The following is a 24969-nucleotide window of genomic DNA, read 5'->3' on the forward strand; positions in this document are numbered from 1 at the left end:
AAGTGGGACGTCTTAGCGCATTAGCAGATACAAAGACGTATCACCGCGCAGAATGTTCAGTGCCAGCACTGTAGGTTTACTATCAAGAATTTTCCGCAGTTCACCCAAGTTTTCTACCGGCTGCTGGTTAACCCCAAGGATCAGGTCACCTTTTTTCAGACCAATACGTGCTGCTGCACTGCCAGCCTTGACACTGTCCACTTTAACGCCTTTTTCTTTGGCTGAGTTATTACTCAACTCTGCACCTTCAATGCCGGTATAAATACTACCGGATTCAACGTGAGTCTGGTTGCCCTGCTCCAATATGACGTCGATCGTCAACGGTTTACCATTGCGAATAATACCCAAAGCCATCTTGCTGCCAATCGGCAAAGTACCAATTTCAGCACGGAACGATGCAAAACTGGAGATCGCTTTACCATTCATGGTAACAATCACGTCACCCGCCTTGATACCCGCTTTATCGGCCGAAGATTTTGGTACAACCTGGCTGACAAATGCACCGCGTTGCGCATCCACATTCATGGCTTGAGCAATATCAGAATTGAGTTCAGTCCCCATGATGCCCAGCTCACCGCGTTTCACTTGGCCATATTCCACCATCTGCGCCGTCAGGTTTTTCACCATATTGCTTGGGATAGCAAAACCAATACCGATGTTACCGCCTTCAGGCGCCAAAATAGCAGTATTGATACCGATCAGTTCACCATTAAGGTTCACTAATGCTCCACCGGAGTTCCCTCGGTTGATTGCCGCATCGGTTTGGATAAAGTTCTCATAGTTTTCAATATTCAGGCCACTGCGCCCTAAAGCAGATACAATCCCCGAGGTGACGGTTTCCCCCAAACCATAGGGGTTACCGATCGCCACCGTATAATCACCGACGCGCAGTTGTTCAGAATCTGCCATTTTTATGGCAGTCAGGTTTTTAGCCTCTTTCACTTGGATTAATGCAATATCAGAACGGGGATCCTTACCGATCACCTTGGCTTCAAAACGACGCCCATCACTCAGTTGTACTTGGATCTTGCTGGCATTATCCACCACATGATTGTTAGTGACCACATACCCTTTAGCGGCGTCAATGATGACACCCGATCCCAACGCTCTAAACGCTTCTTTGGTCTTACCTGGAGCTCCCTGAGCCCCTTGGCATATTGGTGAACCGAGGAAAGGCGAACCCTCCTGACAGAACGGTGAGTTATCACCGAAAAACTGCTGGAACTGTGGCGGCATACTTAGGGAATTCACCGTAGTGCTCCCTTCAACGTTGATGCTCACCACAGAAGGCATGACTTTCTCTAGCATAGGTGCAAGGCTGGGTAACGGCTGGGTAATCGCTGATGCAGAGGCACTTTCTGCGGCAGAAGCAAAACTTACCGGACCCAAAGTCAAACCAATACTAAAAGCCAAGGCGCTTAAAGCTAGTGCTGTTTTTTTCATCTGTGTATCTCTTACAGTCAGTCGTTCAAAAAATATCAGGGTTTAGTGGTTAATAAGAACTTATTAATAACCTGAAGTTCCGAATCCAATGAGAGGTAATAGTAAACAAATATTGATGGCCTTTACAAAACTCGAAATAATACTCACCGGTTACCTTAGTCCCTGGGAAATAAGTCATTGTGCTCGTCATATTTCAGGTTATCCATATGTTGGCTAAACTCGAACGCTCTGGTTATTGCATTATCCGTGCTTTTGGGAACTTACCGCCCTGATGCAACTTGAATTATTTAGAGTATGTTGATCTCTGCAGTTATTCCGCTGCCATTAAACGGCGATACTCATCATAAGCATAAAGGTCGGTCATACCGCTGATATAATCCTGTAAAAGCCGGGCGCGGAAATAATATTCTCTCATGGCTCGCTCTTGCGCAGAGACATCCTGTAAACCTTCGACCGCTTCGATATACGCCAGACGGTGCTTGGTAGAGAGTTTGTGAAACAGTCTTGTTTCAATGGGGAATGCACGATGGCTATCCTCACTTACCAACTGGCTAAAATCCGTTAATGACATCTTTAACAATGGGCTATAAATATCCAGTAACCCATTGATAACCCTATATCCCTGCAATTCAAGCTGCTCTACCTCAGGATGATTGAACACGTGTTTGAAAGCAACATTCTTGAAGATTTTTAGCAGCTTATAGGCCGGGCTTGAATCCTCTAATAGAGCGCCATTAAAGTTGCCATGATATACCGCGTCAAGATTATCAATAAAACGTTGTGCTGCATGTGGAACCAACCGGGCCACGGTAAATACCCGCAGATACATAAAGAATTGATCTTCCGAACTTCTGCGAGCGCCGCTACCAGGTTCGATTTTACGAAATGCACTCACGACTGTTTCATCAAACAGATCCCCGGGGATGATTTCCCCCCATTCCTGTATGAGGTGTTGATATAACTGCGCAACAGTGAAAATATTTTTTTCAACAGCATCTTCTAAGTCAGCAACACAATAAGAAATATCATCCGCGGCTTCCATAATATAGGCGAGAGGAAAACGGTCAAACTCGCCCATATTCAATTCACACCGTAAATCAGCAACAAAGGCCTCTTCAGCCAGATAAAATCCCGGCTTTTTCATCAAATAGCCGTGAGTGACCGGAATTTCGCTTGCCCAATAAGCTGGACGAGTATATTTCAAAATACAGCCAACCTGGGCGTAAGTCAGATTCAGTTTCAGCAAGGTGTATACCAAACGAATCGCCTGGGCATTGCCTTCAAAATGACAGAGATCTTGACGAATACGGCTACGCAAGGAGTTGAGAGCACTGTCCCCTTCGCTTAAGCGAAGAACATCAACCCGGCAGAGGTCATGCCTGTCAGGCTCACTGCGACAGTAGGCAGGATCAAGACGCTGGCGGAACCAATCATTGATTGCCGACTCACCGAAATGGCCAAAAGGGGGGTTGCCAATATCGTGCATCAGGCAAGCCATCTCGACAATGCTCTCAAAGGGATCGAGCAACTTCGTCAGGCCGAGCGTATCAATACGTTTATCCTGTTTGAAACGATTGAGGATCTCTTTAGCAATATGCCGCCCCACCTGCTGCACTTCCATCGAGTGTGTCAGACGGCTGCGCACCGCAGCATTACGTTCTAACGGAAACACCTGCGTTTTCTGCTGTAAACGACGTATTGCCGCTGAATTAATAATTCGCCCACGATCGCTCTCAAACAGCCGGACGATGTCGTACTCTTCTTCAGCTTCTATTGGTTGGCCGAAAGGGCGCTGAAAACTGATCTTTTGCTTAAAGTCGATCCCGGACATCTCTATCTCCCACCGTTACCCATTACCTCCGTGATAACAATTCCCAGCACAGGATGCAACGGTATTGCCGATTATCTCTCTCTCTGAGCCATGATAGACTATGGCGCAATTTCTACATGCAATCAGCGAGTGTTATTTATGAAAGTAGGCATCATCGGCGCAATGGAAGAAGAAGTTACACTGCTGCGCGAACAAATTGAAAACCGCCAGACTGTTCAACGCGCAGGCTGTGAAATCTATACCGGCCAAATCGGCGGTGTTGAAGTCGCACTGCTCAAATCAGGTATAGGCAAGGTCGCAGCAGCAATGGGAACCACATTACTGCTGGAACACTGCCAACCCGACGTAGTGATCAATACCGGTTCCGCTGGTGGGCTGGCACCTACGTTGAAAGTGGGCGACATCGTAGTATCTGAAGAAGTGCGCTATCACGATGCTGATGTTACCGCCTTTGGCTATGAACCGGGTCAAATGGCAGGTTGCCCCGCAGCATTTATCGCCGATGCCCAGCTTATTACCCTAGCCGAGAGCTGCATCAAACAGCTTAATCTGAATGCGTCACGTGGTTTGATTTGCAGCGGTGATGCCTTCATCAATGGCGCGGAACCGCTGGCTCGGATCCGTGCAACCTTCCCCGCCGTTGCAGCAGTTGAGATGGAAGCTGCCGCCATCGCCCATGTCTGTTACCAGTTCGGTACACCGTTTGTGGTTGTGCGTGCCATTTCTGACGTTGCCGATCACCAATCACACATGAGTTTTGATGAGTTTCTAGTCGTGGCCGCCAAGCAGTCATCATTGATGGTAAATGCCATGCTACAAATCCTGGCTGAACGTGGTTAGCGTGAGAGTACACTTTTATCACTTGCTGTGTGGGTTCTTGCTGTGGATAGTATTGCCCGTCAATGCTTCCCAACGCGTGGTCAGCCTAGCACCTAACACGACTGAACTCGCCTATGCCGCTGGCATGGGTGATACTTTGCTGGCAGTGAGCGCTTATTCTGATTACCCACCTGAAGCCAAAAAACTGGAACAGGTAGCATCCTGGCAAGGGATCAATCTAGAACGCGTGCTGGCCCTAAAACCTGATTTGATCCTGGCCTGGCGTGGTGGTAATCCCCAAAGGGTATTAGATCAACTTGCGTCATTCGGCATTCCTATTTTCTATTCAGATGTTAAGAATATTGATGAGATCGCTCAGTCTTTGGACTCATTGGCAAAATACAGCCCCCACCCAGAAAAGGCACATCAGGCTGCAGATAAGATCCGGCACCAAATAGCTGAGCTGAAAACCCGTTATGCCAATAACTCAACACAGCGCGTCTTATTACAGTTCGGTACCCAACCGCTGTTCACCAGTTCTGCGGATACTTTGCAGAGCCAGGTGCTTTCTTTATGTGGTGCAGAGAATATTTTTGCCGACAGCCCAATGCCTTGGCCACAGGTCAGCCGTGAACAGGTGCTGGTACGCAAACCACAGGCCATCGTCACTACCGGAGGAGAACAGCAAATCGCGAGTGTAAAAGCCTTCTGGGCGCCACAATTGAACGTGCCAGTGATAGCTCTAAATGAAGATTGGTTCAATCGCGCAGGCCCGCGCATAATGCTGGCAGCACAAGCATTGTGCAGTCAATTGGCGGAGATCCCCCGATGATCGGCTACAGTCTCATGTTTTGGCTAGATATTCTTGGCACTGCGGTATTTGCTATCTCTGGCGTGCTCTTGGCAGGCAAACTGCGGATGGACCCGTTTGGGGTACTGGTTCTCGGTGTAGTCACCGCAGTAGGCGGTGGCACTATACGTGATATGGCATTAGCCAACGGCCCGGTATTCTGGGTTAAAGATCCCACCGATCTGGTGGTCGCCATGACCACCTGTGTGCTGACACTGTTGCTCGTACGTCAGCCCCGCCGTTTACCAAAATGGATACTCCCGGTGTTGGATGCCGTCGGGCTGGCCGTTTTCGTTGGTATCGGCGTGAACAAGGCCTTTGCCGCTGGCAGTGGCCCACTGGTTGCAGTCTGTATGGGAGTAATTACCGGCGTGGGGGGCGGGATTATCCGCGATGTGCTGGCGCGTGAAATCCCGATGATCCTGCGAACTGAGGTCTACGCAACAGCCTGTATTATTGGCGGTACCGTGCATGCAACGGCATTCTACAGTTTTGGCATGCCAATTCAGCAAGCCATGATGCTGGGTATGGTGATCACGCTTGGCATTCGCCTTGCGGCCATCCGCTGGCACCTAAAATTACCGGCATTTGTTCTCGAGCAATAACGGGGTTTTGTTAGGTCATAGATAACCCGCAAACCGATAAAGTTAGCGGGTTTCATAGGCGGTTATCAGATACTGAATGAGGAACCACAACCACAGGTCGTTTTCGCATTAGGATTGGTCACAACAAAACGTGAACCTTCCAATCCTTCGGTATAGTCCACAGACCCCCCAACCAGATATTGCAAGCTCATTGGATCAACCACCAGCGAAACGCCCTGTTTTTCAATGGTCATATCACCTTCATTGATTTTGTCATCAAAAGTGAAACCATACTGGAATCCACTACAGCCGCCGCCGGTAATGTAAACCCGCAATTTCAGGTTTGGATTCTCTTCATCTGCAATCAGGTATTTAACCTTGTTTGCTGCTGCCTCGGTAAATTGCAAGGGCAGTGCTGTTTCATCACTCATACTCATAACTCCCAAGATTGTTCAGCATCAGGTTACCGGGCTGTGTTCCTTAATTTCACACGAACGTTACTGGCGATTAAGAAACACAGCGTAACATAGCGACCTGATTAATGCCTTGGATTATCTAATACCTGAGTGTGGCGTTCAAGTATTCACCGCATTAGTTGTATTTCCTTTACCTGTTTTCTCTGTTAACGCCTGTTCCTGCTTTTGTAATGTGCGGGCCAACAAGGAGGAATACAGAGGTTTTCCACCCAGAAATTGCGCCACCAATGTTGCCCCAAGACAGGTAATGATCATCGGCAAAATCAGTTGATAGTTGTCGGTCATTTCCAATACAAGCACAATGCCGGTTAATGGCGCACGCACGGTCGCAGCAAACAGGGCCCCCATTCCTGCAATAGCAAAAGTACCCGCTTCAATACCGTATTGCGGGAACAGATGGCCACTAGCAAGCCCGAAAGCCGTACCAAACAGCGTCCCCAGCGCCAGCATTGGCGCAAAAATACCGCCAGGCGCACCAGAACCAAAACAAAGTAGCGTCGTGACCACACGGGCAATAAAAATGAACAGTAACATTCCCACGGTATAATTTCCTGCCGCGGCAATCGGGATCAAGGCAAAACCACCACCAGCGGCCTCCGGTTGGATCAAACCGATAACCCCACAAACACCACCCAGAAGACCGCCAATAATCAATATGTTACGCAGGTTACCACCGTGAATGTGCGCAAACATGTTCTGTGTGCGAAACACCATGGCGTTGAACACCACGCCAACGACACCAAATACCGCCCCTAACACCAGATATAGCCATAAGGTATTTAACGGTGCCGAAGCAAGTTTACCGACTTCAATCACTGCCTGTTCGCCGTTGAAGATACGAAAGACAATGCTCGACATGATCACACCAATAAATACCGCTTTTATAGCAATGAGGCTATAGCGAAACTGTGGGCGCATTTCTTCGATGATAAACAAAATGCCGGCCAAAGGGGCATTAAAGGCTGCGGATAGCCCAGCTGCAGCACCGGTTGCCAGTAGCGAATGACGCGCTTCGGCGCTGCGCATGCGAAATAAATCCAAAACCATGCGCCCCATATTGGCCCCCATCTGTACCGTTGGCCCCTCGCGTCCCAGCACCATTCCAGCCCCTAATGTGCCCATGCCGCCGACAAACTTTACCGGTATCACTCGCCACCAGCGAACAGGGCGCAGCTCATCCAAAGCGCCTTCGATCTCGGGAATACCTGAGCCTCCCGCCTCGGGGGCGAAACGCTTAACCAGGTAATAGCCCAACATGGCCAGTACGGCTGAAAAAAGAAATGACAGTGGCCAAACAAGGAACCAATAGTTGGCCACATAGGCTAACCCCGAAAGACGCAGCTGTTGGACCCAATCCACCGCTTTTTCAAAGGCAACACCCAGTAACCCAGCCAAAACGCCAACGACAGCAGCCATGATCAGAATCGCAACCGGTGTTTTATCCTGACGAATAAACTGGCGGACTCTTGCTTTTTGTCTCAAACGCGGGCGTGGGCCATGCGCCCTCGAAGATGGCGGTTGTAATTCAGTCATAATGGGTTATTCAATATCAAGTTAATAAGTCATACAAATAGCGAAGTTGCTTATTCTAGCTCAGTCTCCGTACTGTCGCTTTTTTTAATATCACTAAAGGATTACAAATTACTTCGGCTCACTCTGCAGTAGGCGGTGTCCCTCAACTGTACGCGATCACCGCTGGCGGTCATTTGCTCGCAGAGCAAGGCATGAGTTGTGAGATTTGGTGGACAGCCGCCCTACGCTTCCCACTGCGCCTTGATGACGGGCTTTAGTACCCACGACAGCATCACGGACAGTTAAGGCACACAGCCAAGGTATATGATTATGATCGTTTCATCTGTCAGCACACTCCTCTAGAATGGCGCAGTCAAATCATTCAAATAAATATCCAGGAGCCGGTTTATGAGCTTGCACAATAAGTCCGAAAGTCTGTACGCCCAGGCGCAACAGTTAATCCCAGGTGGAGTTAACTCTCCAGTGCGTGCATTCACCGGTGTGGGCGGTACACCGCTGTTTATCGAACGTGCTGATGGTGCCTATCTTTTTGATGTCGATGGCAAAGCCTATATTGATTACGTCGGTTCCTGGGGCCCAATGGTGTTAGGCCATAACCACCCGTCGATCCGCGATGCAGTGATAGAGGCCGCACAGCGTGGGTTAAGCTTCGGTGCACCAACCGAAATGGAAGTCAAAATGGCCGAATTAGTGACCAATTTGGTACCGACCATGGATATGGTGCGCATGGTGAACTCTGGGACTGAGGCCACTATGAGCGCTATTCGTCTGGCTCGTGGATACACCAAGCGTGACAAAATTATCAAGTTTGAAGGATGCTACCACGGTCACGCTGACTGCTTGCTGGTCAAAGCAGGTTCTGGAGCGCTGACGCTGGGGCAACCGAACTCCCCTGGTGTACCGGCTGATTTCGCCAAACACACATTAACCTGTACCTATAATGACCTCGACTCGGTACGCGCTGCCTTCGAACAATATCCTGCTGAAATCGCCTGTATTATCGTCGAGCCGGTAGCAGGCAATATGAACTGTATTCCCCCTCTGCCAGAGTTCTTACCTGGTCTTCGCGCATTGTGCGACAAGTATGGCGCACTGCTGATCATTGATGAAGTGATGACAGGATTCCGCGTGGCGTTGGCTGGCGCGCAGGATTATTACAGTGTGGTGCCAGACCTGACATGCCTTGGCAAGATTATTGGCGGTGGCATGCCTGTCGGTGCCTTTGGTGGTCGCCGCGAAGTCATGGCTGCACTGGCGCCTACCGGGCCGGTCTATCAGGCAGGTACGCTGTCAGGTAACCCGATTGCTATGGCCGCAGGTTTCGCCTGCCTGACCGAAGTTTCGCAAGTGGGGATTCACCAAAAACTGACCGACTTGACCAACAAATTGGTAGAAGGCCTGCTTGCGGCTGCAAAAGCCGAAAACATTCCTTTCGTCGTCAACCATGTTGGCGGAATGTTTGGCTTGTTCTTTACCGATGCACCAACTGTTACCCGGTATCAGGACGTAATGCGGTGCGATGTCGAACGCTTCAAGCGCTTCTTCCATTTGATGTTGGATGAGGGCGTTTATCTGGCGCCGTCCGCGTTCGAGGCAGGGTTTATGTCTATCGCACACAGCGATGAAGATATTCAGCGTACTATAAATGCAGCACGCCGCTGCTTCGCCAAATTATAATCAGCTTGCGGGCGCACCTTGCGCCCGTATTTTCCTTTAGACTAACTTGCCGTAAATCGTCAGCAACGCAACAACAACCAGAATAATCAACGTAACTTTTCGTGCCAACAATACTGCGGCTTTGGGTGTTTGCAGCGGGTCTTTATGGGGTTCACGCGCTAAAGAGAACTGCGCCAGACGTGTTAAAACCTGGTACTGAGGGGTATGGCTGTCTGCCAGAGAAGCAAACCAGGCGGGTAAGGCTCTTTCCCCATGTCCCAACAGTGAATAGGCGATCCCTGCCAACCTAACCGGGACCCAATCCAACCAGTGCAACAGGAAGTCCACTCCTGACTGAGAACGCTCAAGCGGCGAGTGATGACGCGCCAACCAGGTTTGATAAGCCCTAAGGAAAGCATAACCTGACAACGCGATTGGACCGTACGCCCCACAAACCACAAACCAGAACAAGGGTGCCAAATAGTAACGATAGTTAATCCACAGCAACGCGTTTTGCAGTTCGCATAAACGTTCTTCTTTGCTGCAATCCACCGGTAAGCCATGGATTAATGCCAGCTCTTCCGCCATCTGATCGCAGGCATCAGCATCACCCTGTCGCGCAGCTTTCAAATAGGCCCGGTAATGTTTGCGCGCGATCCCCGCACCAACGCACAGCGATGCAATTACTATCCACAGCAGTAACACAACAACACCAAAAAACAGCCCTTTGGCTAACCATAGAACGCCCCAGACCACCAGCATCCAAACAAGGGCCATCCCCAGCGTCTGCCCCAAAGAAACGCGATGCAAGCGCTTAAAAATCACCTCGAGACGGTGATCCAATTGCCAATGTTCCCCCAGTTTAAACAGACGTTCCCACGCCAAAACCAGTAACAGCGTAAACAGCGTCATTAGCCAATTCTCTCCGTTGTTCTGTTCCCCAGCCTCGTACTGCCGGATGCAAATCAGGATTACCAATCCAGTTCCAGTAAGTCGCAGGCCGATATTATGCGATAGTGCGCTTAATCACTGTGTAAAAGCAAGGTGACGAATCTGGCTCACCCACCTCGCAGGCACTTCGCTACGGTGGTACTTGTTACTGCAACAGAGTAGCATGTTCAGCTACTTTACTACCGCCCATTTCGGAGTTTTCTATGCCGACACGCCGCTACAGTGCAGACAGCCGCCGCGCCGCGCTTCTTGAACGTATTGAAAATGATGTTCCCGCTGCCGTTGCTCAGGCACTGAGCGAAGATCTCGGGGGAACAGTCGATCCAGAACGCGATATTACCGCGCAACTGTTACCTGCTGACAAGCAGGTTGAAGCCACCATTATCACCCGAGAACCAGGCATCTTCTGTGGCCGTCGTTGGCTACAGGAGGTATTTATCCAGTTGGGGGGTAAAGTAAAGATAGACTGGTTAGTGAATGATGGCGATAAACTGGCCCCTAATCAACCATTATGCCACTTGAACGGCCCGGCTCGGATACTGTTGACCGGAGAACGTACCGCACTGAATTTTGTGCAGACACTTTCAGGCGTAGCGACTGCGGTAAGCCGCTACGTTGAACTGCTAAAAGGTACACAAACGCGTCTACTGGACACACGTAAAACCTTGCCAGGCCTGCGGACCGCACTAAAGTATGCTGTGTTATGCGGCGGAGGCAATAATCATCGCCTAGGTCTTACTGACGCTTTCCTGATCAAGGAAAACCACATCATTGCTTCAGGATCGATCAAGAATGCGGTGGAAAAAGCCTTCTGGTTACACGCAGATGTACCAATAGAAGTAGAGGTTGAATCGTTGGACGAACTGCAGCAGGCGCTGGATGCGGGTGCCGATATCATCATGTTGGACAACTTCAGCATAGAAATGATGCGCGACGCCGTCGCTTTAACACAGGGACGCAGCCAGTTGGAAGTTTCTGGTAACGTGACTGCTCAAACGCTGCAGGAGTTTGCCGAGACTGGGGTTGATTATATTTCCGTCGGTGCGCTGACCAAACACATCACCGCACTCGATCTTTCGATGCGATTCAAATAGCTCCCCCCCTTTTCCTGTTACGCCTCTTCTATTCTGAAGAGGCGTTTTTCGCTCTTCAAGTTGTGAAACACTGCGCATTTTTTCTCAACACGGCGTAACGCAAAAACATTGTTTTGGAAAGGCTGCGCACAACATTCCCTCCACGCTAGTCACCCGCAATCCATCGTTTTAACGTTATCTCCACATTGATATGGAGGAAACACTGAATGGAAGCACAACGCGGTTTTACCCTGATCGAACTGATGGTGGTCATTGCCATCATCGCCATTCTTAGCGCTATTGGTATTCCCACCTATCAGCGCTATATCCAGAAAGCCGCCATGACAGACATGTTACAAGCCATGGCACCATACAAAATGGCAATTGAAATGTGCTCGCTGGAAAACGGTACGCCTTCAGAATGCAACGCGGGGACCAAAGGTATTCCAGCAAGCGAAGCATCACGTTATGTCAGCACGATTGAGGTGAAACAGGGGGTTATTAGTCTCACTGGCACACAAAGCTTGCAGGGCCTTACGGTGACGCTAGCCCCTGTATCAACGACGACGGGTTCCCTTCGCTGGACACGTCGATGCAGCAGTGAGAACAGTAATTTGCAGGAAACCTGTCTGGAAGTTTTCCGTTTTGATGACGTGGCAAGCTGAGGTAAAACATCATGAAAATCAGCGATGAAGTACATGCACTGTGTCAACGTTATCAGGCGTTGGCAATCACTGAAGATGACCAGAAACTGACCATCGCCCTGCATGGCGAAATTCCTTCTGAATTGGTTAACGCCCTGCGTTTTGCCACAGGTAAGAGTATTAGCGTTGAGCAATGGCCTCTTGCCCAGCTCCAACAAACGCAAAACAAATGGCAAGCACCACCGACTGCTCGCACCCAAGAAGCAGCAGGCAATATGACCTCTTCACTCAATGAAGAAAGCGATACGCCAGTAGTACAATTTATTAATCAGACACTGCGCGATGCTATTCAGCGGCGAGCCTCCGACGTACATTTTGAACCTTATCAGCAAATGCTTCGTGTCAGGATCAGGATCGATGGCGTTTTGCAGGCTATCGCTTCGCCGCCTTTGTCAATGGCAACCCGAATTACGGCAAGGTTGAAAATCATGGGGCAATTGGATATCGCAGAACGTCGTCTACCGCAAGATGGTCAACTTAACGTGCAGTTAGACAACGCCAGCTACTCAATGCGTATCTCTACCCTACCAACTTTGCATGGTGAAAAAGTCGTGTTGAGGATACTACAGACCGAACGCCAAGATTTGCCACTTGACCAGTTGGGAATGAGTCAGGAAGCACTTGGACTATTCGCCAACGCCCTTACCAATCCACAAGGCATGATCCTGGTAACTGGACCAACGGGAAGTGGTAAAACCGTCACGTTATATAGTGGGTTACGCCAGTTGAATGATGCGCAAAGTAATCTGTGTAGCGTAGAAGATCCGATCGAAATTCCCGTATTTGGTGTTAATCAAACCCAAATCAACAGCAAAACCGATCTGGATTTCGCCCGCATACTCCGAGCACTGTTGCGGCAGGATCCTGATGTGATCATGATCGGCGAAATCCGAGACAGAGAAACGGCCGAGATCGCAGTAAAAGCCGCACAGACAGGGCACTTGGTGCTCTCGACCCTGCATACCAATTCGACCTGCGAAACTCTAACGCGTCTGGCCCACATGGGTATTCCGGGTTACCTGCTAGCAGCCTGCCTGAAATTGGTAATTGCTCAACGCCTGGTGCGGCGCCTGTGTACCTATTGTCGCCACCCTGAAACTGAACCTTTGCATTTCCCGACGGCTATCTGGCCGGAACCTCTGTTTCCTTGGCGAGCTGCCGGGTGTGAAAATTGCTTTGGGGGCTACTATGGCCGTATCGGTGTCTATGAATTTCTGAGTATGACGTCCGAAATACAAAATGCCCTTCTGCACAATGCTTCAGTCATGCAACTCGCCGATATCGCACAACAGCAGGGGCAAGAAACGCTTTTACAAGCAGGTCTGAAACTGGTCGCTAAAGGAATTACTTCTCTGGAGGAGATATATCGCGTCGTGGGGATGAACAAATCCGGTGAAAACTCATTATGAAAGTACGACGAATATATACTTGGCAAGCCATCGATAATCGCGGAGACATACGCAGTGGCGAGTTAATGGCGGCAGATAAAAACCACGCATACCAGCAATTGTTTGAACAAGGGCTACAACCCTATCAGGTCAGTTCGGGGAGGCGAATCACACCGGGCCAATGGCGTGGAGAACACATGATCCAGTTCACCCGGCAGTTGGCGACCCTGTTACAAGCGGGGTTACCATTGGTTAACAGCTTGCAGCTACTGGCTCAAGAACATCAATCGGTAGCCTGGCGTTGTCTGCTGTTGGAAATAGGCGACAGGGTGGCAATGGGGAATCCTTTCTCTGAAGTCGTAGCAGAGCAGCATGCTGTGTTTCCCTTAATCTACCGCCAACTGATAGCCATTGGGGAGTTAACCGGTAACTTGGACCGTTGTTGTCTACAATTGGCTCAACAACAAGAAGCGCAGCAGAAGTTACAGAAAAAAGTAATGAAAGCGCTACGTTACCCCCTATTTATCTGTCTGGTCGCCTTTCTAGTCAGTATCCTGATGCTGGTTTTGGTACTACCTGAATTTGCTAAGGTCTATCAATCCTTTAACGCCCCATTACCCTGGTTTACTCAAGGATTGCTGGCACTCTCTGCAGCACTGATCAACACCGGTCCATATCTATTGATTGTTCTTGCAGGCCTTGCATGGTGCTATCTGCATAAGATGCACCCGTTACCCGTTTGGCAACAACGCGAGCAGGCCGTTTTGCTGCGTTTACCACTGATCTCGTTGCTAGTTAAGGGTAACTGTCTGAGCCAAATATTTCATATTCTGACCATGACACAGCAGGCTGGATTGACGCTGGTGGAAGGGCTAAATGCCGCGATATTGTCAGTTGGTAATGTATTTTATCGTCAGGCACTGGAAACAATAAAACAACAACTCGCTCAGGGACATTCTTTTCATACATCACTGGCACAACAAAATCTATTCCCTTCACTATGCCAACAATTAGTTAGGGTTGGTGAAGAGTCCGGCACACTAGATATTCTATTAGGCAAACTGGCACTTTGGCATGAAGAACAAACACACGAGCTCGCCGATACTCTGGCACAAGCCCTAGAGCCAATGCTGATGATGGTAGTCGGAGGAATTGTTGGTGCTCTCATCATCGCCATGTATTTGCCAATATTCCAACTCGGCAACGTATTGGGTTAGCGCAAAAACAGAAAACACGGCATGAGCCGCAACATCGACAGGATAAGGGACGGTTGATCGCGCCTTGAGCTCAAACATAGAAAGTGGTTCCTCTGTTTAGGACACTTTTCTATACCGTTACTTGATAAGATTTTGTGAGTGAAAGTAACCAACACCGCTGCAGCTTGCATGGTAGCGGGTATAAACGCCCCTGCCATCAAGGCGCAGGGCAGTTAGGATATCAAATGTGTTATCCGGTAAATCGTTCTGTATCACCGGGTATTTTGATAAGTATATTGGGTGAAACTCAACGCCCACCAATCGGTGGCACGAAGGTAACAGCCATATCCCACGGCTGCTCGATCCATGTGTCTTGAGGAATATCTACCACATAGTCGTCAACTAAAGGGCGGCCGGCCGGTTTAGCAAAAATGGTAACAAAATGGGCTTTCGGGTACATCTCACGGATCGCTTTTGCAGTGCCACCGGTATCAACCAGATCGTCAACCACGATAAAGCCCTCACCATCCCCTTCGGCACGTTTGAGTACCTTCATTTCGCGCTGGTTGTCATGGTCGTAGCTGGAAATGCAGACAGTATCAACGTGACGTATCCCCAGTTCACGCGCCAGCAAAGAAGCTGGAACCAGACCGCCACGGCTTACGGCAATAATGCCAGTCCATTGCGTAGCTGGCAGTAGGCGGTGAGCCAATTTGCGGGCTTGCATTTGCAACATATCCCAAGTAACAACGTATTTTTCGCTCATAGAATGATATCCCTGCCAGCAATGTCTGTGGCTTACTCAGTAATTAAGGGGAAAAAGGTTGCGCGAGATTATAGAGACTGTAAACGCTGAATACCAGTTTAACTGCGGGTTCCATGAGTATTTCGTCAGTTAGTCCTTGGAGTATTAACACTGATTAAATCTGAAACCAAAGAAATGGAGGGCTGGCGCTTCCTCACATTAGGCTATGTAGCTAAAGACGGTCAATTGAGGGACACCGCGTAGAATAAAATGATATTCTTTAGGCACCGTGGCATATACCACTAACCCTAACCGCACAGCACCTACACACCGATGAAAGTGCTGTTATAGGAGACTTATAGTGTCTGAATTGTCTCAACTTTCACCACAGCCCTTATGGGATATCTTTGCCAAAATCTGCGCTATTCCGCACCCTTCTTACCATGAAGAAGCGTTGGCTCAACATATCCTCGCTTGGGCTAAAGAGAAGGGTCTGCATGCCGAGCGCGATACTGTAGGTAACATCCTGCTGCGTAAGCCCGCAACCAAAGGAATGGAAAACCGTAAACCAGTTGCCCTGCAGGCGCATCTGGATATGGTGCCACAGAAAAACAACGACACTGTTCACGACTTCGTCAAAGATCCGATTCGGCCTTATATTGACGGCGAATGGGTAAAAGCTCATGGCACCACTCTAGGCGCAGATAACGGCATAGGTATGGCCTCTGCACTGGCGGTGTTAGCCGATGACAGCATAGAGCACGGCCCACTGGAAGTACTGCTGACCGTGACTGAAGAAGCAGGTATGGATGGTGCTTTTGGCCTTCAGCCAAACTGGTTGCAAGCCGAGATCCTGATCAACACCGATTCCGAAGAGGAGGGCGAAATCTATATGGGTTGCGCTGGTGGTATTGATTTTATCTCAACCCTCACCTTACAACGTGAAGCGGTTCCTACTGGCTATCAAACGCTGAAACTGACTCTCAAGGGACTAAAAGGCGGCCACTCTGGCGCTAATATCCACCATGGCCTTGGCAACGCCAACAAACTACTGGCACGTTTCCTTTTTGCCCATACGCAAGAATTGGAACTACGCTTGCTCGAGCTAAACGGCGGTACACTGCGTAATGCGATACCGCGCGAAGCCTCTGCCGTAGTTGCAGTCCCTGCGGCCAAAGCCGATGCGCTAAAAGTACTGAGTCAGCAGTTCCTGAATATATTAAAAAATGAGCTGGTTGCAAAAGAGAAAAACGTTACCGTTTTGCTGGAGCCGATAGCCAGTCCTGCACAGGCGCTAACCGCTGATTGCCAGAACCGTTTCATAGCGCTGCTGAATGGCATGCCAAACGGGGTTATTCGCATGAGCGATGCAGTACAAGGTGTGGTTGAAACTTCACTTAACGTTGGCGTAGTCACTACCAATGAAAAAGAAGCAGAAATTATCTGCTTGATCCGTTCACTGATCGACACCGGTAAAGACTATGTTGTTGGCATGTTGACTGCACTGGGCCAGTTGGCTCAGGCGGAAGTTGTTGCTAAAGGTAGCTACCCAGGCTGGCAGCCGGATGCACACTCACCGGTAATGCAACTGGTACGCGAAACCTACCAGACACTGTTCAACAAAACACCAAACATCATGGTGATCCATGCAGGTCTGGAATGTGGTCTGTTCAAAAAACCTTACCCTGATATGGATATGGTTTCCATTGGGCCAACCATCACCGGGCCGCATTCGCCTGATGAACAAGTCCACATCGCCAGCGTGGGTCAATACTGGACACTGTTGACTGAGTTGCTGAAAAACATTCCTGAACGCGCTTAATGCTCAAGCCCCAATGACCTTGCTGGGGCTATCTCCGTGTCTGAACTGTGGGCTCATTCGCCTCATACATAATGCTCTTCAACAGCTTCAAGTTTGGTTATTATTCCCACATCAACACCAATTGCCGTTCAAGCTGAGGATCCAGTAGCGTCACATGCAGGCCAACCAGCCGCACACCACGGCCGTTCCTCCTTTCATGCCATACCTGACGCGCAACGTTGATCAAATCTTCTTTGTTAAGAACAGGCCAAACATGCTCTTGCGTAGTCTGTTGAAAATCTTGGAATTTAAACTTGACGCCTTGCCGGGCAATGCAGAGATCCGGTTTGACCTTGCGCAAACGCATCTCTAACTCTGGATAGAGCTTCTCGATAATCAGCTTTTCACAATCTTTCCAATAGTGAATATCCTTCGCCAAGGTTCGTTCTACACCCACTGATTTTCGTAAGCGATTGGGAGAGATTTCTCGCTCATCGATCCCTTGGCAGCGTTCCCACAGCACTCGGCCAAATTTACCAAAACGTTTTAGTAACGCTGCCAAATCATAGCGTTGTACATCTGCACAGGTGACTAACCCCAGTTCCTCTAAGCGGTTAGCTGTAACCTTGCCCACCCCCGGAATTTTGCTCAACGGCAGTTGTTGCAGAAATGCGGGTACCTGGCCGGGAGCAATCACAAACTGACCATTAGGTTTATTCAATTCGGAAGCGATTTTTGCAAGGAATTTGATTGGTGCAATACCTGCAGAAGCGGTGAGACTCAGTTCGTCGGAAATCGCCTGACGGATCTCTTGAGCGATCAGCGTAGCAGAACCATTGCATTGGCTACTGTTGCTCACATCCAGATAAGCTTCGTCCAACGAAAGAGGTTCAATCAGGGGGGTATAGCGAGCAAAAATTTCACGGATATGCTGCGAAGCTTCCTTATAGGCCGCCATTCTCCCAGGTAGTAATTTAAGATGGGGACACAGTTTGAGGGCCATAGCGGTAGGCATTGCGCTACGCACTCCATAACGGCGCGCAGGGTAATTTGCTGTGCTTATCACGCCACGTCGTTCGACGCTGCCACCAATGGCTAATGGAATATCGCGCAGGCTGGGATCATCGCGCATTTCAACTGCAGCGAAGAAACAATCCATATCTACATGAATGATTTTACGCATAGCCCTCCAAGATAACTGTATAAGTATACAGTCACAAACAGAAAGCTCAATAGTGCGTACATCATCAACACGCTGTTCTACGGATGAAGGAAAAGTACCGGCAGCTGAAAGGCCCTATCAGCAGGGCCTTTCAGCTTCAGAGAATGCGGTGCTTATTGAGTTGTTCGCGTCGCAGAGCTTCTTTTGCCATGCGTTTCTTGCGCGTATCGCAGGGAGTAGGACAGTCGCAAACTTTCTCTATTCCCAAGGAAGTGATACCACCACAACTACCTTGCAGGGTTTTGCGCCGAAATACATAGCCTAGCGACATACCACCCACAACCAGTATAAACAGCACAAATGATGCAACAAATACCATCAGCATAACCGCCTCACTAACTTTTCCCCAAGTAGAGCTTGAACGCGTCGGAATAACGTTCTTCAAGTCCGCTTACAGTTTTTACCAACCTGCATCCAACCGTTCACGCAACTACCACCGGAGGCACGCATTAACCGCCAAAGTCATCAAGCATGATATTGTCGTCTTCAACGCCCAAATCTTTCAGCATCTTGATTACTGCCGCATTCATCATTGGCGGCCCGCACATATAAAATTCGCAGTCCTCTGGCGCAGGGTGATTTTTGAGATAATTTTCCAGCAGAACGTTGTGAATAAAACCGGTATATCCCGTCCAGTTATCCTCTGGCTGAGGGTCAGAAAGCGCCACATGCCAGGTAAAGTTTTCATTCTCTTCCTGCAGATGATTGAAATCATCTTCATAGAACATCTCACGCAGTGAGCGGGCACCATACCAGAAAGAGATCTTACGCTTGGATTTCAGACGCTTCAGTTGATCAAAAATATGTGAGCGCATAGGTGCCATGCCTGCACCACCACCGATAAAGACCATCTCGGCATCCGTATCCTTGGCAAAGAATTCACCAAATGGCCCAGAGATCGTCACCCTATCCCCCGCTTTTAGCGACCAGATATACGAGGACATAATACCTGGCGGTGCATCCGGGTTGTTCGGTGGTGGCGTGGCGATACGCACATTGAGCATGATGATGCCTTTCTCATCGGGGTAGTTGGCCATTGAATAGGCCCGTACCGTGCTCTCTTTAACGACCGAACGAAAGCGGAAAAGATTGAATTTATCCCAATCACCACGATATTCCTGCGGTACGTCAAAATCTGCATAACTCACTTCATGCGTAGGGGCTTCTATCTGGATAAATCCTCCGGCACGGAATGGCACATCCTCGCCATCAGGAATTTGCAGCTTAAGTTCTTTGATAAAGGTGGCTTTGTTATCGTTGGAAATAACCTCGCAGTCCCATTTTTTTACGCCGAAAATCTCTTCTGGCAGTTCGATTTTCAGGTTCTGCTTCACATTGACCTGACATGCCAGACGGCAACCCTCTTTAGCCTCACGTTTGCTGATATGGGAAAGTTCTGTCGGCAGAATATCCCCACCACCTTCTTTGATGACTACCCGACATTGACCACAGGAGCCACCACCACCACAGGCAGAAGAGACAAAGATCCCCTGGCTAGAAAGCATGTTGAGTAATTTATCGCCCGCAGGGGCAGTAAAACTTTTATCTTGATCGCCATTAACTTCAACCGCGATGTCACCCGTATTCACCAACTTGGATTTGGCAAACAAGATCAACAACGCCAGCATCATGACGATGCAGGTAAACATGACAACGCCTAAAATAATTTCCATAAATGCTTCCTGCCTTTACAACTGAACGCCGGAGAATGACATAAAGCCTAATGCCATCAATCCGGTGGTAATAAAGGTAATGCCCAAGCCACGTAAACCCGCTGGGACATCGGCATACTTCAGTTTCTCTCTGATCCCCGCCAGGGCAACAATCGCCAGCATCCATCCGGTCCCGGAACCAATGCCATACACGACAGACTCAACAAAGTTGTAGTCACGCTGCACCATGAACGAGACACCGCCAAAAATGGCGCAGTTAACCGTAATCAATGGCAGGAAGATACCTAAAGCGTTATACAAGGCAGGGAAGAACCGATCGAGGACCATCTCAAGGATCTGCACCAAAGCAGCAATCACGCCAATGAAGGTAATGAAGTTGAGGAAGCTGAGATCAACACCTTCCACCAGCGCCCCGTCGCGTAGGATCAGGTTATAAACCAGGTTATTTACCGGCACAGAAATGCCAAGCACCAGGGTGACTGCGATCCCTAAACCAAATGCGGTAGAAACCTTCTTCGAGACGGCCAGGAAAGTACACATTCCAAGGAAGAAAGCCAATGCCATATTCTCAACGAACACCGCACGAACAAACAGACTGATATAATGTGCCATCGGCGGTTACTCCTTTTCGATCTGCGCTGGCTTAAGAGCTCGTAGCCCCCAAATCAGCAGGCCGATGATAAAGAATGCACTCGGTGCCAACAGGAACAGGCCATTAGGTTGATACCAGCCACCGCTTTGCACCGTTTCTAGCACCGTAATGTCAAACAGTTTGCCCGAACCAATCAGCTCGCGCAGAAATCCCACCAAAATCAGGATCACACCATAGCCCAATCCATTGCCGATCCCATCCATAAAGCTTTCAATCGGGGGGGACTTCATGGCGTAGGCTTCCGCACGTCCCATGACGATACAGTTGGTAATAATCAGACCGACGAAAACAGAAAGCTGTTTCGAAATTTCGAATGCGTAAGCGCGCAATAGTTGATCGACCACAATCACCAGCGAAGCGATGATCGCCATCTGTACGATGATACGCACACTGTTCGGGATATGATGGCGGATCAACGAAATGAAGAAGCTAGAAAACGCGGTAACCAGAGTGACCGCAATGGTCATTACCACCGCCGTTTCGAGCTTGGTCGTTACCGCTAGAGCTGAACAGACGCCAAGCACTTGCAGGGCGATCGGGTTATTATCAAACAGCGGCCCAAGTAACACCCGCTTAATCTCTTTGGAATCAGCCATTCTTCAGCGCTCCTTCATGGACTCTTTGCAGGAATGGGCCAAAGCCATGCTCACCCAACCAGAAATTGAAAATATTCTGCACACCGTTAGAAGTCAGTGTCGCACCTGAAAGACCATCAATACCATGTATATCCCCCGGGCGAGCGCCACCTTTTACGATACGGATAGCAGGGTTACCATTTTCATCAAATAGCTGTTTACCCACCCACTGCGCACGCCAGTTAGGGTTTTGTATTTCTCCCCCCAGCCCCGGAGTTTCACCATGCGCGTAAAAACTCAGCCCTCTCACAGTATTGCCATCTGCGTCCAATGCAACAAAAGCGTACATCATCGACCACAGCCCTGTGCCATAAACCGGTAATACGATCTTGTTTATCGCGCCACTTTCGTTACGCACCAAGTAAATTTCTGCATAATTGCTGAGACGGCGAATACCCGCCAGATCCTGATAGGCGGGCAGTGCTCTACTCTTGGCATCACTGCGTAATGCCGCGGCCAGATCAAATTCGGTATTATGGCCTGCTACAAACTCACCGCTATTGAGGTCCAATAAACGGGGTTCAATGCTTTTGGTAAAGGTTGCCTTCACCTGCTCCCCTGTCATACCGCGTTCCAGAAGACCAACAACATCAAGAATATTACGTTGTCTGTCCAACAACCGTTGCTCTTGCTGCCTGGATTTGAGGCCCACAGCGGAACCTGCAACCACCACAGAACACACTAGACATAGCAGCAGCACAACCCAGAGTGTTTTAGCAATGCTGTCATTCTTTGATTCATTCGCCACGTGCTTTTCTCCGCTTGATGTTAGCCTGCACCACCAGGTAATCGAACAGTGGTGCGAACAGGTTGGCGAACAGGATCGCCAGCATCATGCCTTCTGGGTAGGCTGGGTTAGCCACCCTGATCAGCACACACATCACGCCAATCAACATGCCGTACCACCACTTCCCCTTGTTAGTAAACGAGGCGGAAACCGGATCGGTGGCCATGAAGATCATACCGAACGCAAATCCCCCCAATACCAAATGCCAGTACCACGGCATGGCAAACAACGGGTTGGTGGTAGAACCAATAATGTTGAATAAATAGGCCGTTGCGATCATACCGATCATCACGCCAGCCACGATGCGCCACGAAGCAACGCGGGCGAACAGAATAATTGCTCCACCGATCAGGATCATCAGCGTAGAAACCTCACCGACCGAACCTGGAATGTTGCCAATGAACGCATCCATCCAACTAATCGATTGACCGGTTGCCTGGTTAACCAGATTATTAATCCCCCCCGTGCTCCACTGCGCCAACGGTGTTGCCCCAGAAAAGCCATCGGCAGAGGTCCAGACCAGATCGCCAGAAATCTGTGCCGGATAGGCAAAAAACAGGAAGGCGCGCCCAGCCAACGCCGGGTTAAGGAAATTGCGGCCAGTACCGCCAAAGATCTCTTTAGCTACGACAACACCAAAACTGATACCCAATGCCGCCTGCCATAAAGGCAACGTCGGTGGCAAAATCAACGCAAACAGGATAGAAGTGACGAAGAAACCTTCATTAATCTCATGTTTGCGGATCACCGCAAACAGAACCTCCCAGAAGCCCCCAACCAGGAAGGCGACTGCATACAGTGGCACAAAGTAGGTCGCCCCCAGCACCATTCTGCTGATCCATCCGGCATCAGCGCTTAGTGATGCTCCCAGCCAATCCGCCAGCCGATAATGCCAGTCTCCCGCTAATACCGTCTGCAACTGTTCACCGCTGTAGAGATGATGCAGAGCTGGAATCGCCTGATTGCCGACGTTATACATGCCCCAGAACATGGCTGGGAATACGGCGAGCCACACCAGGATCATCATACGTTTCAGATCGATAGCATCACGAACATGCGAAGCCCCGTGTGTCACCGTTCCAGGCGTGTAAAAAATGGTGGTGGTTGCTTCAAACAACGGATACCACTTCTCCAGTTTGCCACCCGGCATGAAGTGATGTTCAATCTTGTCAAAATAGTTCTTCAGGCCCATTGGTTATCCTTCCAGCTCAATCTTGGTCAGCACTTCGCGCAACACTGGGCCATATTCATACTTTCCAGGGCAAACGAAGGTACACAACGCCAGATCTTCTTCATCCAGCTCTAGACAGCCCAGCGCCTGAGCGCTGTCGGTATCACCAGCCAGCAAATCACGCAACAGGTGGGTCGGCAGGATATCCAGTGGCATTACCCGTTCGTAATTGCCGATCGGGACCATCGAACGTTCTCCGCCATTAGTGGTGGTCGAGAAAGCAAACAGTTTATTCTTTAGGAAATGCCCCAGCGTAGTGCGGGTTATCGAGAATTTATCCGGCGCAGGAGCAATCCAGCCAAACAACTCTTTCTCTCGCCCTTCCAGCAGCACTGAAACTTGGGTATGGAAACGACCGAGCCAGGCGTTAGGGCCTGTGGCATGGGTACCGCTCAGGACCGATCCGGAAATCACGCGATTCTCACCCGCTTTAAGACGGGCAGCCGTCAACTCATCCAGACTGGCCCCTAATCGAGTTCTCAACAGACACGGTTGCTCCACTTGAGGCCCAGCCAGCGCAATTACCCGGCGGGTATCCAGCTGTCCGGTGGTAAACAGCGTGCCTATAGCGATCACATCCTGATAGCCAATATGCCAAACAGTTTTCTTCAGGCTAACCGGCTCAAGGAAATGAATATGTGTCCCCACCAAACCAGCGGGATGTGGGCCAGAAAACTCGTTATAACTGATCTGAGCTGAGTGCAAGCACTCCAAGCGTTTGCCGGCGGTATGACAGACGTGTACTTTGCCTTCAGTCAATCGCGCTAACACCGTCAACCCGGCATTAAATGCCGCCTGTTGTTCAGCAATGATCACCAGCGGATCGGCTGCTAACGGTTGGGTATCAATAGCACTGACAAAAATTGCGCGAGGTAAAGTTCCTGGTCGCGGTGTTTTACTAAACGGGCGGGTTCGCAATGCGGTCCAAAGACCGCTAGCAAGCAGATCGCGCTCTACCTGCTCGCGCTCAAGCATCGGCAAGTCTGCCTGTTGATAATAAGCGAGCTCTACCTGCTCATCGCCACCATTTTCTATCTCAATGACCACAGATTGCAGCACACGGCGCTCGCCGCGATTGATCGCCACAACCTGCCCACTGGCGGGAGCAGTGAAGAAAACGCCGGGATTCTTTTTATCTTCAAACAGCGCCTGACCTTTTTTAACACGATCGCCTTCCTGTACTAACATAGAAGGTCGCATACCGATGTACTCTTGGCCAAGCAGTGCCACTTTTGTGATAACCGGACCGTTCTGAATCACCTGAGAAGGTGCCCCAGTGATTGGCAGGTCTAACCCTTTTCTGATTCTAATCATAGGATATACAAGGTTTTTAAATTTCGCCTGTCTTACCAGCCCCAGAGGCAGGCGCAGACAACGCAAGATGGATGAAGTTGCCTTGGCAACGTCCGGATGAACACGACACTAGCATGCTCAACATGAAATTTTCACACTGACCTTTTAAGGTATTTACGCTCGCGTCCATAATTCAAAATATTAAGACGCTACTCTGAATAATATAGGTGAGAACGATGAAGTTTCATGCAATTCCACCCTATTTAATTTACGGTACTTATGACGAAGTATCGCCGCTGGTATATTAACATCTTTGGCAACATTTTTACCTATCATCTAGTGACTTGAGTCAAGCAAATACCACTGAATCGACGGCATTTCACGGCACTCGTCGTTAAAATCTGTCAATCCATTCATCTTTATCGA

The 24969-nt window shown here is 49.5% G+C and carries 23 protein-coding genes; 9 read left to right on the plus strand and 14 right to left on the minus strand.

The annotated features are described in order from the left end of the window. Positions 1–12 precede the first annotated feature (12 nt). Both degP and dgt read right to left on the minus strand, forming a co-directional pair. Positions 13–1443, minus strand: coding sequence for a serine endoprotease DegP (gene degP / locus OK023_RS13975; protein WP_317693312.1), 1431 nt, complete (start codon positions 1441–1443; stop codon positions 13–15). A gap of 310 nt (positions 1444–1753) precedes the next feature. Further along, a complete protein-coding gene (gene dgt, locus OK023_RS13980; RefSeq protein ID WP_317693313.1) occupies positions 1754–3274 on the minus strand; it encodes a dGTPase in 1521 nt (506 codons plus the stop codon). A 138-nt stretch (positions 3275–3412) separates the two neighbouring features. On the opposite strand from dgt, the gene mtnN reads away from it, so the two are divergent. From mtnN to OK023_RS13995, 3 genes are read left to right on the plus strand one after another with little or no spacing between them, the layout of a single operon-like run. Further along, positions 3413–4114 (plus strand): 5'-methylthioadenosine/S-adenosylhomocysteine nucleosidase, encoded by a 702-nt coding sequence (gene mtnN / locus OK023_RS13985; RefSeq protein ID WP_317693314.1) that lies wholly within the window; start codon positions 3413–3415, stop codon positions 4112–4114. A 22-nt stretch (positions 4115–4136) separates the two neighbouring features. Next, positions 4137–4925: a vitamin B12 ABC transporter substrate-binding protein BtuF gene (gene btuF / locus OK023_RS13990; RefSeq protein WP_411569424.1), complete on the plus strand. Its 789-nt coding sequence runs from the start codon at positions 4137–4139 to the stop codon at positions 4923–4925. Beyond that, entirely contained in the window at positions 4922–5548 is a 627-nt protein-coding gene (locus OK023_RS13995) for a TRIC cation channel family protein (RefSeq protein ID WP_317693316.1), read from the plus strand. The genes btuF and OK023_RS13995 overlap by 4 nt, the downstream gene beginning before the upstream one ends. Positions 5549–5613: 65 nt before the next feature. Here OK023_RS13995 and erpA read toward each other — a convergent pair whose 3' ends face one another. Together erpA and clcA are read right to left on the minus strand one after the other, a co-directional pair. Next, the gene (gene erpA / locus OK023_RS14000; protein ID WP_317693317.1) at positions 5614–5958 is read right to left on the minus strand and encodes an iron-sulfur cluster insertion protein ErpA; all 345 of its coding nucleotides are present in this window, start codon (positions 5956–5958) and stop codon (positions 5614–5616) included. Positions 5959–6102: 144 nt separating this feature from the next. Then, positions 6103–7536, minus strand: a complete 1434-nt coding sequence (gene clcA, locus OK023_RS14005) for a H(+)/Cl(-) exchange transporter ClcA (protein WP_317693318.1) — start codon at positions 7534–7536, stop codon at positions 6103–6105. Positions 7537–7923: 387 nt separating this feature from the next. On the opposite strand from clcA, the gene hemL reads away from it, so the two are divergent. Continuing rightward, positions 7924–9213, plus strand: coding sequence for a glutamate-1-semialdehyde 2,1-aminomutase (gene hemL, locus OK023_RS14010; protein ID WP_317693319.1), 1290 nt, complete (start codon positions 7924–7926; stop codon positions 9211–9213). Between the two features lie 36 nt (positions 9214–9249). On the opposite strand, the gene ampE is transcribed toward hemL, so the two are convergent. Further along, a complete protein-coding gene (gene ampE / locus OK023_RS14015; RefSeq protein WP_317697727.1) occupies positions 9250–10104 on the minus strand; it encodes a beta-lactamase regulator AmpE in 855 nt (284 codons plus the stop codon). A gap of 242 nt (positions 10105–10346) precedes the next feature. Between ampE and nadC the strand changes: the two genes are divergently transcribed. The 4 genes from nadC (at position 10347) to hofC (ending at position 14525) form a co-directional block, all read left to right on the plus strand. Then, complete coding sequence (gene nadC / locus OK023_RS14020; RefSeq protein WP_317693320.1) at positions 10347–11237, plus strand: carboxylating nicotinate-nucleotide diphosphorylase; 891 nt, start codon at positions 10347–10349, stop codon at positions 11235–11237. Positions 11238–11443: 206 nt separating this feature from the next. Continuing rightward, positions 11444–11881 (plus strand): prepilin peptidase-dependent pilin, encoded by a 438-nt coding sequence (gene ppdD, locus OK023_RS14025; RefSeq protein ID WP_317693321.1) that lies wholly within the window; start codon positions 11444–11446, stop codon positions 11879–11881. Between the two features lie 11 nt (positions 11882–11892). Further along, the gene (gspE, locus tag OK023_RS14030; RefSeq protein WP_317693322.1) at positions 11893–13329 is read left to right on the plus strand and encodes a type II secretion system protein GspE; all 1437 of its coding nucleotides are present in this window, start codon (positions 11893–11895) and stop codon (positions 13327–13329) included. Further along, a complete protein-coding gene (gene hofC / locus OK023_RS14035) occupies positions 13326–14525 on the plus strand; it encodes a protein transport protein HofC (RefSeq protein WP_317693323.1) in 1200 nt (399 codons plus the stop codon). Before gspE ends, hofC begins: the two co-directional genes overlap by 4 nt. Before the next feature lie 286 nt (positions 14526–14811). Here hofC and gpt read toward each other — a convergent pair whose 3' ends face one another. Next, entirely contained in the window at positions 14812–15270 is a 459-nt protein-coding gene (gene gpt, locus OK023_RS14040; protein ID WP_317693324.1) for a xanthine phosphoribosyltransferase, read from the minus strand. A gap of 340 nt (positions 15271–15610) precedes the next feature. Here gpt and pepD point away from each other — a divergent pair, with 340 nt between their 5' ends. Continuing rightward, the gene (pepD, locus tag OK023_RS14045) at positions 15611–17071 is read left to right on the plus strand and encodes a beta-Ala-His dipeptidase (protein WP_317693325.1); all 1461 of its coding nucleotides are present in this window, start codon (positions 15611–15613) and stop codon (positions 17069–17071) included. 100 nt (positions 17072–17171) lie between these two features. Here the strand turns inward: pepD and dinB are convergent, their stop codons facing one another. The 8 genes from dinB to OK023_RS14085 form a co-directional block, all read right to left on the minus strand. After that, the gene (gene dinB, locus OK023_RS14050; RefSeq protein ID WP_317693326.1) at positions 17172–18233 is read right to left on the minus strand and encodes a DNA polymerase IV; all 1062 of its coding nucleotides are present in this window, start codon (positions 18231–18233) and stop codon (positions 17172–17174) included. Between the two features lie 136 nt (positions 18234–18369). After that, positions 18370–18597 carry a (Na+)-NQR maturation NqrM gene (gene nqrM / locus OK023_RS14055; RefSeq protein ID WP_317693327.1) on the minus strand — a complete coding sequence of 76 codons (228 nt, stop codon included), beginning with the start codon at positions 18595–18597 and terminating at the stop codon, positions 18370–18372. Positions 18598–18721: 124 nt separating this feature from the next. Then, entirely contained in the window at positions 18722–19945 is a 1224-nt protein-coding gene (gene nqrF, locus OK023_RS14060) for an NADH:ubiquinone reductase (Na(+)-transporting) subunit F (RefSeq protein WP_317693328.1), read from the minus strand. Positions 19946–19960: 15 nt separating this feature from the next. Beyond that, entirely contained in the window at positions 19961–20557 is a 597-nt protein-coding gene (gene nqrE / locus OK023_RS14065; RefSeq protein ID WP_317693329.1) for an NADH:ubiquinone reductase (Na(+)-transporting) subunit E, read from the minus strand. 6 nt (positions 20558–20563) lie between these two features. Then, a complete protein-coding gene (locus OK023_RS14070) occupies positions 20564–21193 on the minus strand; it encodes an NADH:ubiquinone reductase (Na(+)-transporting) subunit D (RefSeq protein WP_317693330.1) in 630 nt (209 codons plus the stop codon). After that, positions 21186–21980 carry a Na(+)-translocating NADH-quinone reductase subunit C gene (locus OK023_RS14075; protein WP_317693331.1) on the minus strand — a complete coding sequence of 265 codons (795 nt, stop codon included), beginning with the start codon at positions 21978–21980 and terminating at the stop codon, positions 21186–21188. The genes OK023_RS14070 and OK023_RS14075 overlap by 8 nt, the downstream gene beginning before the upstream one ends. Further along, positions 21970–23211, minus strand: coding sequence for an NADH:ubiquinone reductase (Na(+)-transporting) subunit B (locus tag OK023_RS14080; protein ID WP_317693332.1), 1242 nt, complete (start codon positions 23209–23211; stop codon positions 21970–21972). Before OK023_RS14080 ends, OK023_RS14075 begins: the two co-directional genes overlap by 11 nt. Before the next feature lie 3 nt (positions 23212–23214). Next, positions 23215–24564 carry a Na(+)-translocating NADH-quinone reductase subunit A gene (locus OK023_RS14085; RefSeq protein ID WP_317693333.1) on the minus strand — a complete coding sequence of 450 codons (1350 nt, stop codon included), beginning with the start codon at positions 24562–24564 and terminating at the stop codon, positions 23215–23217. Between the last annotated feature and the right edge of the window lie 405 nt (positions 24565–24969).

The organism is Serratia sp. UGAL515B_01 (assembly GCF_033095805.1).
Taxonomy (GTDB): domain Bacteria; phylum Pseudomonadota; class Gammaproteobacteria; order Enterobacterales; family Enterobacteriaceae; genus Chania.

Excerpts from the sequence above, each read along its gene's own strand:
- degP (WP_317693312.1), bottom strand. The coding sequence starts at position 1,443 with ATGAAAAAAACAGCACTAGCTTTAAGCGCCTTGGCTTTTAGTATTGGT.
- dgt (WP_317693313.1), bottom strand. The coding sequence starts at position 3,274 with ATGTCCGGGATCGACTTTAAGCAAAAGATCAGTTTTCAGCGCCCTTTC.
- mtnN (WP_317693314.1), top strand. The coding sequence starts at position 3,413 with ATGAAAGTAGGCATCATCGGCGCAATGGAAGAAGAAGTTACACTGCTG.
- OK023_RS13995 (WP_317693316.1), top strand. The coding sequence starts at position 4,922 with ATGATCGGCTACAGTCTCATGTTTTGGCTAGATATTCTTGGCACTGCG.
- erpA (WP_317693317.1), bottom strand. The coding sequence starts at position 5,958 with ATGAGTGATGAAACAGCACTGCCCTTGCAATTTACCGAGGCAGCAGCA.
- clcA (WP_317693318.1), bottom strand. The coding sequence starts at position 7,536 with ATGACTGAATTACAACCGCCATCTTCGAGGGCGCATGGCCCACGCCCG.
- hemL (WP_317693319.1), top strand. The coding sequence starts at position 7,924 with ATGAGCTTGCACAATAAGTCCGAAAGTCTGTACGCCCAGGCGCAACAG.
- ampE (WP_317697727.1), bottom strand. The coding sequence starts at position 10,104 with ATGACGCTGTTTACGCTGTTACTGGTTTTGGCGTGGGAACGTCTGTTT.
- nadC (WP_317693320.1), top strand. The coding sequence starts at position 10,347 with ATGCCGACACGCCGCTACAGTGCAGACAGCCGCCGCGCCGCGCTTCTT.
- ppdD (WP_317693321.1), top strand. The coding sequence starts at position 11,444 with ATGGAAGCACAACGCGGTTTTACCCTGATCGAACTGATGGTGGTCATT.
- gspE (WP_317693322.1), top strand. The coding sequence starts at position 11,893 with ATGAAAATCAGCGATGAAGTACATGCACTGTGTCAACGTTATCAGGCG.
- hofC (WP_317693323.1), top strand. The coding sequence starts at position 13,326 with ATGAAAGTACGACGAATATATACTTGGCAAGCCATCGATAATCGCGGA.
- gpt (WP_317693324.1), bottom strand. The coding sequence starts at position 15,270 with ATGAGCGAAAAATACGTTGTTACTTGGGATATGTTGCAAATGCAAGCC.
- dinB (WP_317693326.1), bottom strand. The coding sequence starts at position 18,233 with ATGCGTAAAATCATTCATGTAGATATGGATTGTTTCTTCGCTGCAGTT.
- nqrM (WP_317693327.1), bottom strand. The coding sequence starts at position 18,597 with ATGCTGATGGTATTTGTTGCATCATTTGTGCTGTTTATACTGGTTGTG.
- nqrF (WP_317693328.1), bottom strand. The coding sequence starts at position 19,945 with ATGGAAATTATTTTAGGCGTTGTCATGTTTACCTGCATCGTCATGATG.
- nqrE (WP_317693329.1), bottom strand. The coding sequence starts at position 20,557 with ATGGCACATTATATCAGTCTGTTTGTTCGTGCGGTGTTCGTTGAGAAT.
- OK023_RS14070 (WP_317693330.1), bottom strand. The coding sequence starts at position 21,193 with ATGGCTGATTCCAAAGAGATTAAGCGGGTGTTACTTGGGCCGCTGTTT.
- OK023_RS14080 (WP_317693332.1), bottom strand. The coding sequence starts at position 23,211 with ATGGGCCTGAAGAACTATTTTGACAAGATTGAACATCACTTCATGCCG.
- OK023_RS14085 (WP_317693333.1), bottom strand. The coding sequence starts at position 24,564 with ATGATTAGAATCAGAAAAGGGTTAGACCTGCCAATCACTGGGGCACCT.